11 protein-coding genes are annotated in these 13,488 nt (G+C 41.5%); all 11 read right to left on the bottom strand.

From position 1 onward, the window contains the following. Positions 1–13 precede the first annotated feature (13 nt). The 11 genes from pgaD to ABTQ23_RS12670 all read right to left on the bottom strand — a co-directional run bounded on the left by pgaD (position 14) and on the right by ABTQ23_RS12670 (position 13,398). Complete coding sequence (gene pgaD, locus ABTQ23_RS12720) at positions 14–418, bottom strand: poly-beta-1,6-N-acetyl-D-glucosamine biosynthesis protein PgaD (protein ID WP_408616113.1); 405 nt, start codon at positions 416–418, stop codon at positions 14–16. Beyond that, on the bottom strand, positions 418–1,749 hold the full coding sequence (pgaC, locus tag ABTQ23_RS12715) for a poly-beta-1,6-N-acetyl-D-glucosamine synthase (RefSeq protein ID WP_408616112.1): 1,332 nt from the start codon (positions 1,747–1,749) through the stop codon (positions 418–420). The genes pgaD and pgaC overlap by 1 nt, the downstream gene beginning before the upstream one ends. After that, positions 1,742–3,766 (bottom strand): poly-beta-1,6-N-acetyl-D-glucosamine N-deacetylase PgaB, encoded by a 2,025-nt coding sequence (gene pgaB / locus ABTQ23_RS12710; protein WP_408616111.1) that lies wholly within the window; start codon positions 3,764–3,766, stop codon positions 1,742–1,744. The genes pgaC and pgaB overlap by 8 nt, the downstream gene beginning before the upstream one ends. A gap of 3 nt (positions 3,767–3,769) precedes the next feature. Further along, positions 3,770–6,187, bottom strand: coding sequence for a poly-beta-1,6 N-acetyl-D-glucosamine export porin PgaA (gene pgaA, locus ABTQ23_RS12705; RefSeq protein WP_408616170.1), 2,418 nt, complete (start codon positions 6,185–6,187; stop codon positions 3,770–3,772). A gap of 355 nt (positions 6,188–6,542) precedes the next feature. Then, the gene (locus ABTQ23_RS12700; RefSeq protein WP_408616110.1) at positions 6,543–7,379 is read right to left on the bottom strand and encodes a helix-turn-helix domain-containing protein; all 837 of its coding nucleotides are present in this window, start codon (positions 7,377–7,379) and stop codon (positions 6,543–6,545) included. 144 nt (positions 7,380–7,523) lie between these two features. Beyond that, a complete protein-coding gene (rhaD, locus tag ABTQ23_RS12695; RefSeq protein ID WP_408616109.1) occupies positions 7,524–8,342 on the bottom strand; it encodes a rhamnulose-1-phosphate aldolase in 819 nt (272 codons plus the stop codon). A gap of 194 nt (positions 8,343–8,536) precedes the next feature. Further along, entirely contained in the window at positions 8,537–9,679 is a 1,143-nt protein-coding gene (bglB, locus tag ABTQ23_RS12690; protein WP_408616108.1) for a beta-galactosidase BglB, read from the bottom strand. A gap of 19 nt (positions 9,680–9,698) precedes the next feature. Then, entirely contained in the window at positions 9,699–11,006 is a 1,308-nt protein-coding gene (locus ABTQ23_RS12685) for a TRAP transporter large permease (protein WP_408616107.1), read from the bottom strand. Positions 11,007–11,010: 4 nt separating this feature from the next. Further along, positions 11,011–11,532 carry a TRAP transporter small permease gene (locus ABTQ23_RS12680; protein WP_408616106.1) on the bottom strand — a complete coding sequence of 174 codons (522 nt, stop codon included), beginning with the start codon at positions 11,530–11,532 and terminating at the stop codon, positions 11,011–11,013. Between the two features lie 31 nt (positions 11,533–11,563). Beyond that, positions 11,564–12,556 (bottom strand): TRAP transporter substrate-binding protein, encoded by a 993-nt coding sequence (locus tag ABTQ23_RS12675; RefSeq protein WP_408616105.1) that lies wholly within the window; start codon positions 12,554–12,556, stop codon positions 11,564–11,566. 239 nt (positions 12,557–12,795) lie between these two features. Then, the gene (locus tag ABTQ23_RS12670) at positions 12,796–13,398 is read right to left on the bottom strand and encodes a hypothetical protein (protein ID WP_408616104.1); all 603 of its coding nucleotides are present in this window, start codon (positions 13,396–13,398) and stop codon (positions 12,796–12,798) included. Positions 13,399–13,488: the final 90 nt, after the last annotated feature.

Here is a 13,488-nt window from a genome sequence, read left to right as displayed (position 1 = left end):
AAACCAATAGAAATTAACTTTCTAACGGATGCAGTACACCAAAGTTATCAACTTGAACGTAACTAATCTGCTTAGCACTATACTCGGCAAGCTGTTCTAATGAGAGGTGGATGCTCTTAGCAACCTGGCTTGGGTTTGATGGGCGAGGATGGGTCCGTTTATCAATATAAAAACGATGTTGGTTATATTTGGCCCAAACGATTAATGCAATACCATTAAAAACACCACAACCGACAAAAATAGCAAACATAATTAAAGTACTAGATAAAGAAGCTAAATGTTCTAAACGAGATATCTCTAGTCGATACATACTGTAATCTAATAACCAAAAGAATATAAACCAAGCTAACAGTGTCAGAACAATATCAACCCCCAACCGCCAAAATTTTGGTTGAGTCATAATAAGTGGTGTAGTCATTATTTCATTCTCCCTATGCCGCGATCAGGGCTAACCCAACGGGCGCGTTTTCGTCTTCCTTGCAACATAACTTTTGGAAAAGCAATCAACGTTGTAAAAAAACTTAATAACCAAAAAAACAGTGGAAACCAGATCACCCAAAATAAAGAGCCTGCGATATGTTTCTCATAGCGACTCTCAATAAGTAGGCTGACCAGAAATTGAACCAAACAAAAGACAGCTAGAGCCATTCCGGTAAATTCAGGTGGCAGCAAATGCGATACGGTTAATGAATCAGGCATATCAAACAATTTCGTTAAGATGTACAAAACGATGTTTAAGAAAAATGAAAAGACCCAAACCGTACTGAGTGTATATTCAAAAAATAGTGGCCACATCCGGCGATATTGCCAAGACCAGAGTTTACCCATATGCAATCGAAAAACTTCTGCTCCACCTTGGGCCCAACGCAAGCGCTGTTTACATAGCCCTTTAAAAGTTTCGGGCATTAAAATCCAACAAAGCGCTCTTGGTTCAAAAAAAACAGACCAATGTCTTATCTGTAGCTCCCAACTGATATCAATATCTTCTGTGACCATATCGGGTCGCCAGTAATTCACATCAATAAGAGCTTGACGACGATAAGCCGCGATAACCCCAGAAACAGTGAATACTTGGCCATAAATCCGCTGAGTTCGTTTGATTAAACCAATAATGGATGAAAACTCCCCGACCTGGATACGCCCAACCAATGTTGAACGAGTCCTCACTCTCGGATTACCCGTCACAGCCCCCACCCGAGGGTGATCGATCATTGGTTTGACCATATAAACAGCGGTATCTCTATCTAATAGAGCATCTCCATCAATACAAACCAGATAGTCACTACGTGCCGCACCCGCTCCTGCTTTAAGGGCAATCGCCTTACCTTGGTTTTCAGTGAGATGAATCACTCTTAAGCGTTCATCATTAGCGGCAAGTTGATTCAATAGCACAGCGGTATCATCGCTTGAGCCATCATTAATCGCTATCACTTCGATATTGGGATAGCGCTGGTTTAAAGCCGCTGATATCGTTTCTTTAACGTTGACACCTTCATTAAAACAAGGGATCAAAATTGAGATCAGAGGATTACCAGGTAACTCCGGTGCGGGGGTTGTCTCATTCCATTGCCAATGTCGTTCTCGATAGAACCAGAAATATAAACCTCCGGTTATCCAAAGGGCTGACATCACAAGCGGCCAGAAAAAGACGAAATCTAAAATGACTTGTCCTGTTAACCAAATGAACCCAACCAAAGGCAGAAGTATAACGATGCATAAAATTATTATGCTAGTGATACGATTACTCATCTTTAGGGTACCAATAAGTAGAAAATACAGGATAGATAGTGCTTAATCGTGGATGATTAAACAGAAAGTCATCCGGATAATAAGCAAGATGGCGAGCTCCGCTATACTGGAGCTGACGCATCCATTGAGCTATTTTTTTAGAGCTTATTTTTTGTTGGGCGCCCGTTTTATTCCAATCAAGCGTCTGTAATTCAAATATCGTTTTATCAATTGCACCCGGGTGTGATTTAACCGCAAGCACTAACTGATTAAGCCACTTGTTATCTTGTGACTTAGGTACTTTTTCCATATAGGGCATGGCCATGGGCACTGTCCAATCGTAATTAGCTAAAAAATCATCTAGATTCTGAGCAAACCAAGCTTCACTATGCGGATGCAAAATCGGATTAGCAAAGATATTACGGGCCGTCTGTATTTGAGGCCCTCGAATAGCTCGAACAGCTTTGGTTAAGTGGTTCGTAAACTTAATCAGCGCATGACTTTTAAAGCGAGTCCAACGCGCAAATAACTCTGGATTTTGACGAATCTTAGCAATTGAACGAGGAAACCCAGCTTTTTGATAAGCATTTAGGGCAGGTTCTGACGCATCTTCAAAATCAGAAAGCATGGCATCATCACTGTATAAAATGCCACTGAAGCTGCTGTAACGAGCAAGATCTTGATACAGCTCAGTAATTTTTTCCCGAGCCTTGGCGCTGAAAACGGATAAACGAATCGGTTGTTTTTTATCAATGAGCGCTCGATTATCATCTCCACGCATATATTTAACGCGAGGGATTGATGATGCTAAATTAAAAGCGGTTACCGGCATCCACGCAAATACTTGCGCATTGTGATCCCGAGTCTGAATTTGCCAAGAGATATAATTAAAGAGATCTTGTCTAACCGGAAGCAGGTGATTAGGGAAATAAACCGCATCAGCAGTACCATCCCCATCAGGGTCTGCATAGGCCTGCAAAAAAACTGTCGATGCACGCATATCATAAATACGTTGAATCAGCGCATCGATATTTTTCTTCTCTTGAATAGGGTCTTTATCATAAACATAATCAAGATCGACATGAACCGCCCTCACAAAATCATGCTGTTCTTCAGCTTGTATTTGCGCTGCAAAATTTTGAATGGTCGGATTATTGGTCATCAGCAATCGGGGAATATTATTTAGATGCTGAACATCACCAATACCATCTTCTAAGGTAAACGCCAATTGATAGCTATGGCGTTTAAGAATCGACAAGGTTTCGCCACTCGCTTCCCCATAAGGCCAAACCCAGACTCTTGGTTTTTTCCCTGTGACCTGCGCTATTTTATCAGTGATATGCGTAACGTCTTTGTCCATTCGCGCAATAAACTGAGCACTCGTTTCATATTTTCCTGTTTTTGCGTCATAACGATGATATGCGGCCGTTGGCTCTTTGGAGAGTTGAGGGTCCGCAATAGAGCCGAAATGGGAATTCCAAGTATGCGAACCGATTTCAACCAAAGGCGAATGACCGAGCTGTTTGATCTGTTGCCAGTTCGAAAATTGCTTACGAGGTGAAATCAATCCGCCAAAATTAACCTTTTGATCCGCTGGCGTGCTAACCCAACTGCCAACGGGAGCCCACAAAGCATGAATGTGATAGGCAAGTAACAGCGGATAAACTCGACGATAGAAACTGCTATAACCATCGTCAAATGAGATCAATACAGCTCGTGGCGGGAGGTCTTTCACACCATTATGGGCATCAATAATCTGTTGAACGCTAATAAAGTGGTAATCGTGATCAATTAACCAGCTAATTTGATCATTGAGTGCGCTAGTTCGAACAGCCAGATAGGCCTGGTTCGCCCCTTCATCTTCAACATCATGGTAAGCAAGAGTTAAAAAGTGATTTTTTAACCAGGGCCGTTCATTGGCTAACATGGCCCTTTGCTTCGGTGGCGTATAATTTACTACATAGGCCCCCTGACATCCGGTCAATAAAAGACAGAAGACAATGATCAGATGCTGAAACCAAATATACTGTTTTTTCATTATTTAAAACCTTGCATCTAAATCAAAGGAAAGCGCGAGGTCGTTTTCTGACGAGCCATCATAAGGTTGGCGGCCCCACGTCACCATCAAGGTGCTATCAAGCTGCTGGTTCCACTGAAAATGTTGGCCATAACCAAGCTGGGCTATCGCACCGCCCGAATAGTTTTTCTCCCAGTAATAACCACTGCCCACTAGGAAAATCTGACTCCATACAGTGTCATAACGCCGATAAAGAATGTGCTCAGCTTGAACAGCTGCACTTAGCGCAATATCACGCCGCGGGTTGTAATAAACGGTATCTGCTAAGCTATTTGTGCTTGAGCTTAAATTAGGCAGCAGATCCACGGTTAAACGAGGCTGAGTATAGAGTCGTTCACTTCCATCTAAGGTAAATTCCCACCGATGGTTTCCGTCTGAATAGTCTGAAGGAGCAACAGATAACTGGTAATAACGGCGCTCGTTCTGATACCAGCGAACATAAGCCTGTAGTTGATTTGCATAAATACCAGCATTGGATGCTCGAAGAGGCGTCGCTTTAGAGTGGCGAGCTAAAGACCCACCCAACCGCCAATGGTCATTAAAGTCATGCCAATAGGACAGCTGAGAAGCTAACTGCCGATTACTATCACCCCAGTTGGTTAAATCAAGTTCCGCCCAGTTATCTAATGAGCGCCATTCCAGACCACCACCACCATCTCGACGAAAAGCATTGTCTTCATCATAGCGACTATTTGCATAAGCAAATTCAGTGAATAACCGCCAATTTTCGGCAATGGGTTTGCTATATAAACGCGTTTCTACTGACAGGTCATGGTTCCCGCTAACCGGGTTAGAGGAATGTAGTCCTTTACCAACAGACACCGTTAACTCATACATATGAAAAACATCACGCCGATGACTAAGTTGACGATTTGATAAGCTCAGAGGATCTCTTGAGATTACATCATCAGTAAGTTGTTCCGCGCTTTGCCAGTTTTGCAAATCAAATGCAACTTGAGCCTGCTGTTGTTCCAAAGTAACATCACGAGGATATAAAACCTGAGCCTGAGCAAGTTCTTGCCAAGCATGGTGAGTTAGCCCTCGTTGCTCCAGAACTGATGCATACGAAATAAGAAGATCCTGGTTGCCGGGTGCACTATTAGCCATCTGCTGAGCCAACCTTTGAGCTTTATTTAGCTCATTTGTGCCAGACAGATAATTGAGTTGAAGATTTTTTCCTAACAACCATTGATCGTTAGCTTGGAGAATTTTAAGGCCGTATTCATAGTGATAATAAGGTTGCTGTTTCAAAAACTCTTCAACTTGCTGATGGGCTAAATTAAAACGTTCCGTTTCAATTTCTGCATAAAAAATTGCATCATTTTCTTGATCAGAAAGAGTCATGAAATCAGGAGCCGTATCCTTATCGGCTTTTTGCGTATCCTTATCGGCTTTTTGAATCAATGGATGTAATAACTTAAAAGCAGCCTCAGGATGACGAAGGGATAACTCAGCAGACGCAACCCATTGCTTTGCATAAGTTGGAACCGATACATGCGCTTTTATTAGTTGATGATAATAATCAACCACTTTTTGATATTGTTGGCGATTTAAATAAGCCCCTAAAATATCAATATTAGGACGTAGAGTTTGCGTATCACTGTAATTATTTTGCCAATAAGAAGAATAATTTTTAAACCAATCCAACGCCTTATCGGCAACTAGATATCGTTGTAATTCATTACGACCATCGGTAAAGCTATGTTTGACTAAACGAGCACCGACATTATTAGCCAAAAGATATTGAGTATCTTGAGATAAGTTTTCTTTTTTTGCATAAGAATAGGCTGGATAATCAACGCCAGCATCAGCAAGACTCATAATCCAAAAATTTAATGTTTTACGGCTATGAAAGAGCTGTTTTGCCCGAGATGCTATATCCAGCTGTTGCCAATATAATTTTTCTTTATGCAAAACATAACCAAGCAACAAATAATGTGATTCACTAGCATCTTTATTTAATAGAGTTTGAGCTAAATGCTGCGCTCTTAAATAATCACCAGAATCTGCTAGTGTCATAACATAATCAATATAATAATCATCATTATGCGGGGCTTTATGTAATACTATCTGCCATATCTTAATAGCATTGTCCCACTGCTGAGTATTTCGATAAGCGCGGCCAACAGCTGCAAAAGCACGAGTAGGTAACAAATGATGATCGGGTTGAGCTTGCCAAAGCGCAATCACCTCGCGATCATGATCGGCCCATTGGCTAACTTCGAGTAAGTCAGCAATTTGAGAGTGACTAAGTTGATTTAGGGCAGCTTTATCTTTGAGATAAACAAGTAATGGAGAGACATCGCCATTCCTTGCTAATTTAATTAAATGGTCATAATCATTTGACTGGGCAAAAGCAGTCCCTGCTATAACCATTAGCAACCAGCTAAATATAGTTATCCATCTGACAATCAAATTAATTGCCTCTATCTTATATTATTTTAGTTAGAAAACTTGTTACTATTTTTTAAATACAGAACATACATTCTTAATATTACAATCTCATACTCCCCTTTTCTCAATTAAAAATCAATAATTTTTATAAAAAATAAAATACTAATACATTGCAATACTAATAGTTTATAACTTTTTAATTATTTAAATAACTAATACTTTTTAATTAAATTGATTTGAATAAAAAATCATCATTAACACTAATTGATTATAATTAATCAATTAATAAAAACACTTAAAAAACATAATGATATGAACTCTAATCACATAGTTTAACTAGAGTTTAAATTAAATTACTATTTATGATTTTCCCATGGCGGAATTCAGAGGGTTTTCTGTTAACAAATCGTTTAAACTTCGTGGAAAAGTAATTACTATCTTTATAGCCGACATCAAAGGCAATATCTGTAATCGATTTATCAGAATAGAGCAATAAATCCATCGCATGATTAATCCTTACACGATGAACATAGTTGTTAAAAGACAGATGCGTGACTTGCTTCATTTGTCGGCAGAGCGTGCGAGATGAAATATCAAATTGTTCGGCTATATCATTAATACAGATATCATCACTATAATGATGCTGCAACCAGTCAATGACCTGCAAAATAACATTGCCTGATTCATTACCAATCAGGTTACTTAACCGCCCCCGGGCTAATTCAACAACCAATTGTTGGAACAGCGCTTCGCTCATCAACTTTGCTTCAAGTGTTGGCAGCTTTGTTTCGACTTCAATTCGTTGCAAGAGCTCATTAACCCGATTCATAGCCTGAGAGGTAATATACCAACTAACAGAGCCATCTCTATCCGCTGGCAGATAATCTTTCAGCGTGGTCGATAAGCCAAGTTGTGACTTTTTAAATAAAATATTTGTTAAGTATAAATCATTAACCTGATCATATAAGTGTCTGTCTTTGGGCGAGACATAACACACATAATTACAGGTCAAATTGGTAGGGATATCGTTAATGATGTGTTGCCCTGCTCCTTTGGAGACAATCACGAGTTCATTGAACTCATGAGAGTGCTCTGGATAATTGAACTGTGGCGAGCGCACTTCAGAACAGATTGTCGCATCGGAAGTTTTAAAAAATTCATTACAATTCAATTGCAACATATTTAACCTCCTTAAAGGATAGCAATCAAATTAATGAATATTGACACAGACAACAAGCGATACAGATCATACTTCAGTGCACTCCATTCAGCCTTAATGTTAAGTTGTGATCAAGGCATCTCACGCAGTTGCGCCAAATCACATTTATAAATGAAACGTTTCTTTTAAACGCTGCATATCCTCCGGAGTCACCCCTTCAGGTTCAAACCCACTGGCCAAACATTTCAAAAATAATTTAGCGCCTTTATTAGCAACATCAATAAAATCAAATGCACATAATGCATCAACGCCTGTGGCAACTGCGCCATGTTTTTCCCAAACGGCGACATCGTGCTGCATCAGTTGATCGCGAGTACCATCAGCCATCATTTTACTGCCTGGCATACAATACGGCACAATCCCTATACCTCGAGGGACAAACGCTCTGACCTCTGGCAACATCTGCCAACAGGCATAGCAATATGCTTGGGAATCATGCGCATAACGAGGATGATGAGACAACGTAATAAGTTCCAAAGGGTGAGTATGCACAACACAGCGATCAGCAGATCCTGACTGTTGTTTAGCTAAAATAATTTCAACATGCGAGATAAATTCACTGGTTGGGGCAAACTGCGGATTTTGATTTCCCCCCCACAGCAGATGATATCCTTGCGCTTGGTCATCAATACGTAAAACACAACCCGCTTTATCGGGTTCGCGCAGCTCGCGAATGCGCTGCCCAGTGCCTTTGACATAGAAGATATGGCCAGCCGCTTCAGCCGGGAAACTATCTTGGCCAACCATCGTCAAAGGTAAATGAGAATACTGAGCTAAATCATCATCAAATGCGCCAAAAATATCCGTTAAATCAACGGAGATATTTCCGCCATTGCGCTCTGCCCATTCCCGCTGCCACAGGTAATTGGCAACCTCACTCACCTTAGCAATTTCATTTAATACCGCTTGATTAAGGTGCACCATTGTCTTTTCCTCCTCAATCCATACAAAACAAATATCAACACATAGGTGCTTGCTGATATAAACAACCTATCGTGTAAGTATGTCGATTAAGAAAAAAAAGGACTTAAAAAAACAGCGGAGATCACCTTCGGTTTGGCTGATTTATAAATTTCTAAGTGCCTATGGTCACAATCTCTAAAGCTAACGCGACTTAACTAATAGTAACTGCGTAAATATTCAGCCAAACACAGAATTGCCATTGCTTGCCCATAAGGCATTGAAGTCAATGGGATTTGACGATAATAATCGAGATCTTTACCCATCGCGGTGCCAAAAGAAACATGAGTCAATTCACCATCAGGACTAATGTAATCACGAACGATGCTTTCAACAGCCTTATGGGCCAGAGCGGCATAGGATGAATCCAGATAACGCAGCCTCGTTGCTTTTAAAATGCCATAAGCAAACCCAGCACTCGCAGAGGTTTCGACATAGGAGCTTTCATCATCAAGTAGGGTCGGCCAAAGACCATTACTGTTCTGGCATTGCTGAAGTGCTTGCACCTGACGCTCTAAAATATGCAACAGATGGCGTCGATAGGCATCTTCTTTGGGCAGATTTAACAGCGCTAAGAAATCAGCAATAACAATGCTTACCCAACTATTGCCACGAGCCCAGAGCGCATTAGCAAAGTTATGGTTGCCATCAAATGTCCAGCCATGGAACCACAGGCCACTTCGTCTATCGGATAGGTATTGAATATGGTTTAAGAATTGATATTTGGCTTCTTCAACATAGTCGTTTCGACCCAGTAACAAACCAATTTTAGCCAGTGGTAACACACTCATCATCAACGTGTCATCCCACATCTGTTGCGGATTTTCACTGTTGTAAACAATATGCTGGATACCGCCGCTACTAACTTTTGGCATCTGGTACATAACATAATCCGCCCAACTTTCAAGATACGGCAGCCAACGCTCATCTCGGGTTTGCTCATAGCGATACGCGAGCGTCAAAAACGGGCAAACTGTATTCACGTTTTTGGTCGCAAGCTCGTCTGATAGGTGGCTTTCAAACCAGTTATCAATTTGGCGTAGTACCGATTCACTAGCGCTTAACTGATAATATTGCAGCATGCCATATAAACCAATGCCGTGAGTCCATTCCCAACCATCCCAACCTTTGGTATCAATGACTCGCCCATCATCTAAATGCAGTAAAAACTCTCCTGTTTCATCCTTGATATGAACCAGATTATCGATGAGCTTTTCAATGGTTTGAATCAACTGTTCTTTGCTAAATGCTCGGATTGGCTGAGCTAAAAGTGGTGAATCTTTTACTGGGAAAACTTGCATACATCTTCTCCAAAATAGCTTACATCACCCCTAACCAACGCGGTAAAAACAGCGTCAATTGAGGCAGGTAGGTAATCATCAAAAGTACGGCAATAATCGCTATATAAAAAGGCATTAATGGACGAATAAGCGCTTCAACTTTCACTTGCCCAACGCCTGCTCCGACATAAAGTCCACTGCCAACAGGCGGTGTAATGGTGCCAATAGCCAAGTTATACACGAGCAAAATACCAAAGTGCACCGGCCCAATACCTAGTTTCTCGACAATGGGCAAAAAGATAGGGGTAAAGATTAATATGGCAGGCCCGATATCCATAAATGCCCCCACCAAAAGCAAAAATGCAGTGATGACCAACATGATGATGGCAGGACTTGGCGACAAGCCCAAAATGAGTTGACTCAGCGCCATCGGAATACGAGTCATCGACATGGCAAACGACATTGCCGATGACGTTGCCAGCAAAAACATAATCACCCCAGTCATGACAAATGTCTGCAGCAATATTTTGGGCAAATCGCGACATGAGAGTGTTTTATAAAGCACCAGTGTTAAAAAAGCGGTATAAACCACAGCAACAGCAGAAGCCTCAATCGCGGTAAAGATCCCTTCAACAATCCCTCCGACAATAATCACCACCAGCAACAGACTGGGAATAGCATCACGCGTGACTTGCCAGACCACGCCTTGTTCAAGCGAAAAGAAATGGTCATAGTGATGGCGTTTAGCGAACACATAAGTGACTACCATACATCCTAGACCCCATAAACTGCCAGCAACGAAGCCTCCTGCAAACAAAGCAGCAATAGAGGTTCCACCACTAGCTAACGCATACAAAATAAAAGCAGTGGTTGGTGGAATAAGCATACCGGTTGGCGCTGATGCAATATTTACCGCAGCCGCAAAATTACGGTTATAACCCTCTTTAGCACTCATCGGCACCATCACCCCACCGATAGAGGTCGATGCCGCGATTGCTGAGCCGGACACTGCGCCAAACATCATATTGCCAGCAATATTGGTATATGAGAGTGAACCGGGAATTCGGCCAGTAAATAACTTGGCAAAATTCACCAGCCGAGTGGCAATCCCACCGTTATTCATAATCACACCGGAGAGAATAAAAAATGGGACAGCCAATAGAGCGAAACTATCTAAACTTGAAAACATCTTTTGGGCGGTGGTAAACATGGCGATGTCCATCGGTAGTACCAACATCACAGTGGCACCAGATGCAATCACAATACATAAGCCAATGGGAGTTCCAGCAAACAACAGAACAATAAAAACCCCCATCAAGACACACGCGGCAAAAACAGGATCAACCATAATGCTACTCTTTTTCGTGAAGGGGTGAAGAAGCGTTTATCAGTACTTTGTGCGTCTTAGAGGCCACTTTAAACATATCGCGAATATTAAGAATGCTGTAGATAATGATAAGCACGCCCGCAAGAGGTAACACGTAGTAAACTTTGCCCATCGAAACATGTAATACGGGGGATATCTGAGCCATCGCATTACTTGAAACTCGCCAGCCACCAATAATGAGGATGTAAATAGAAAATAAAATAAAGACAATTTGAATCGCAACATTCCACATTAACCGCAGTTTTAACGGATACTTATCTAAAAACAGCGTTAAGTTAATGTGCTCACATTTGCCAGCGACATAGACAATGCCAATGACAGAGAGCCAAACCAGTGAAAAGCGCAAAAATTCTTCTGAAAACGTACTGGGAGAATTAAAAATATAGCGGCTGATCACCTGCCAACAAGCGACAACAACCATCACCAACATTAATGAACAACCAAATACTTCAATGCATCGATCTAACCATTTGCGTAACAGGTCCATAATTCTTCTCCATGATTTACCAGATACCGAATTACTGCTGAGAATTTAGCTTGTCAGTTATTTGTTGATAAAGTGCGTAAACTTTGGGTTTAGCTTTTAACTGCTGATAAAGTGGCTGGACACGCGCTTTAAAAGGCGCTTTATTAACCTCATAAAAATGCACGCCAAACTGATTTTTAGCTGTTGAGCGGGCTTTTTCGACAGCTTCATGCCACGCTTTTTGCTCTACTTGCATGGATTCATCAATCGCTTCTTGCAATGCCTTTTGCTGCTGTGATGTTAATTTAGCGGCCGTTGCATTACTCATTAAAATGACATCCGGAATGCGAGTATGCATGTCACAACTATAATACTTGGCTACCTCACCATGACGTGCGACCGTGAGCGCAAATTCGTTATTTTCTGCCCCATCAATAATGCCTTGCTGCAGCGAGGTATACACTTCCGCCTGCGCCATTGCTACAGCAGACGCACCAAGCAGCTTCATCGTTTGAATAGCGGTATCACTTTGCATCACTCGAATCTTTTTGCCGTTAAGATCTGCCACATCGCGAATAGGTCCCTTGGTCATGTAAAAACTGCGAGCCCCAGAGTCATACCAACCGACCCCGACAAATCCTTGCGCCTGAGTCGATTGATAAACTTGCCGCATGATGCTGGAGTCGTTCATGATCTGATAAAAGCTCTTTTCAGAATCAAATAGATAAGGAAGAGAAAACACACCATATAAAGGCGAAAAACTTTCCATCAGCCCAGATGAAACTTTCGTCAAATCAATAGCACCAACCTGAGTCATCTCCACTAACTCACGCTCGCCCCCTAACTGGCTGTCAGGAAAATATTGAATTTGCACTTGGCCATTGGTCTTCTTCGCAACGGCTTCGCCGATGTAATTTAGGGCAGTTTTAACCGGTTGGCTGTTTTCTGCATAGGCGAGTTTTAGCACTGTGGCTGCGTAGCTGTTGACACTCAATAAAGCGCTCAGTGCCGCAGCACCGAGCCATTGACGATAGGATAAAGGCATTGTCTAACTCCTCGGCATTCCAAGAAAAACTATATTGAAACGATTTTTCATTTCTATAATTCATCTTGGCAAGAGCGAAGTTATTCAACCTTGAAAATTGAGCCAACGGTTAACACCATTTTGGCTCAACTATTGAGGTTATCCATGGCAAGGTCACAAATTGATAAATAGGTTAATATTTGAAAAAAGGTGAAATAAATAGAGCCCACATCGAAGAGATGTATGTGGGCTTTGCTTCGTTAAAACATGTATTGGGATTTAATATACAGCATGTCATCACTGTCAGATGAGTGCCCACCACGATAATCCGTATTATCGTGCTTAACCCCTAAGTTAAAGGTAACATCGGGCAAAAAGTGATACCCCACTTCCCCACCAAATGCGGTTTGATAATTAACTTTCTCGTGAGAGCCCATATTAATGTTGTCCTGACCATAAACTTTATAGAAAGTCGCAGGAGTTAGTGGGCCAGTGACACCAAGCTCGGTATGAAATAGATTTAGATTATCACCATTGCTCTGTTTCAAAGCGCCGTGATTATTAACCGACGTATAACCAAGTTCTGCATAGCCTTGAATGCCACTATTGCCAAACGGAACATACCCACCAATGTGAGCACCGAGAGAGTCAGCATGACTCGAGCCATGATGACGATCTTTGTTGTAATCCGCTTCGGCACCAACATAAACATTTGGCATGATTGTTTTGTCAAATTCAACCGTTCCCTGGTGTTGATCGCCGCTAATTCCATAGCCAACACCTAAGTTATTAAACTGATCGGCGTTAGCAAACTGACTAATCAAAATTGCGCTGCAAGCAGCGCAGATGAGGTTGAATTTCATGATAATAAGCCTATTTGAAAGAAAATAAGTCGCTTAAGACATAGGAGCCTTAAAGTTAATCTCACAATGAAGGCAAAGAAATAGGCAATA

It is taken from the genome of Celerinatantimonas sediminis (assembly GCF_046054195.1).
Taxonomy (GTDB): domain Bacteria; phylum Pseudomonadota; class Gammaproteobacteria; order Enterobacterales; family Celerinatantimonadaceae; genus Celerinatantimonas.
Note: the sequence above shows the minus strand (reverse complement) of the source record. Positions and strands in the feature narration are given on the sequence as shown.

Coding starts and splice junctions, on each gene's coding strand:
- ABTQ23_RS12670 (WP_408616104.1), bottom strand. CDS start 13,398: ATGAAATTCAACCTCATCTGCGCTGCTTGCAGCGCAATTTTGATTAGT.
- pgaB (WP_408616111.1), bottom strand. CDS start 3,766: ATGAAAAAACAGTATATTTGGTTTCAGCATCTGATCATTGTCTTCTGT.
- ABTQ23_RS12680 (WP_408616106.1), bottom strand. CDS start 11,532: ATGGACCTGTTACGCAAATGGTTAGATCGATGCATTGAAGTATTTGGT.
- bglB (WP_408616108.1), bottom strand. CDS start 9,679: ATGCAAGTTTTCCCAGTAAAAGATTCACCACTTTTAGCTCAGCCAATC.
- pgaD (WP_408616113.1), bottom strand. CDS start 418: ATGACTACACCACTTATTATGACTCAACCAAAATTTTGGCGGTTGGGG.
- rhaD (WP_408616109.1), bottom strand. CDS start 8,342: ATGGTGCACCTTAATCAAGCGGTATTAAATGAAATTGCTAAGGTGAGT.
- pgaC (WP_408616112.1), bottom strand. CDS start 1,749: ATGAGTAATCGTATCACTAGCATAATAATTTTATGCATCGTTATACTT.
- ABTQ23_RS12675 (WP_408616105.1), bottom strand. CDS start 12,556: ATGCCTTTATCCTATCGTCAATGGCTCGGTGCTGCGGCACTGAGCGCT.
- ABTQ23_RS12700 (WP_408616110.1), bottom strand. CDS start 7,379: ATGTTGCAATTGAATTGTAATGAATTTTTTAAAACTTCCGATGCGACA.
- ABTQ23_RS12685 (WP_408616107.1), bottom strand. CDS start 11,006: ATGGTTGATCCTGTTTTTGCCGCGTGTGTCTTGATGGGGGTTTTTATT.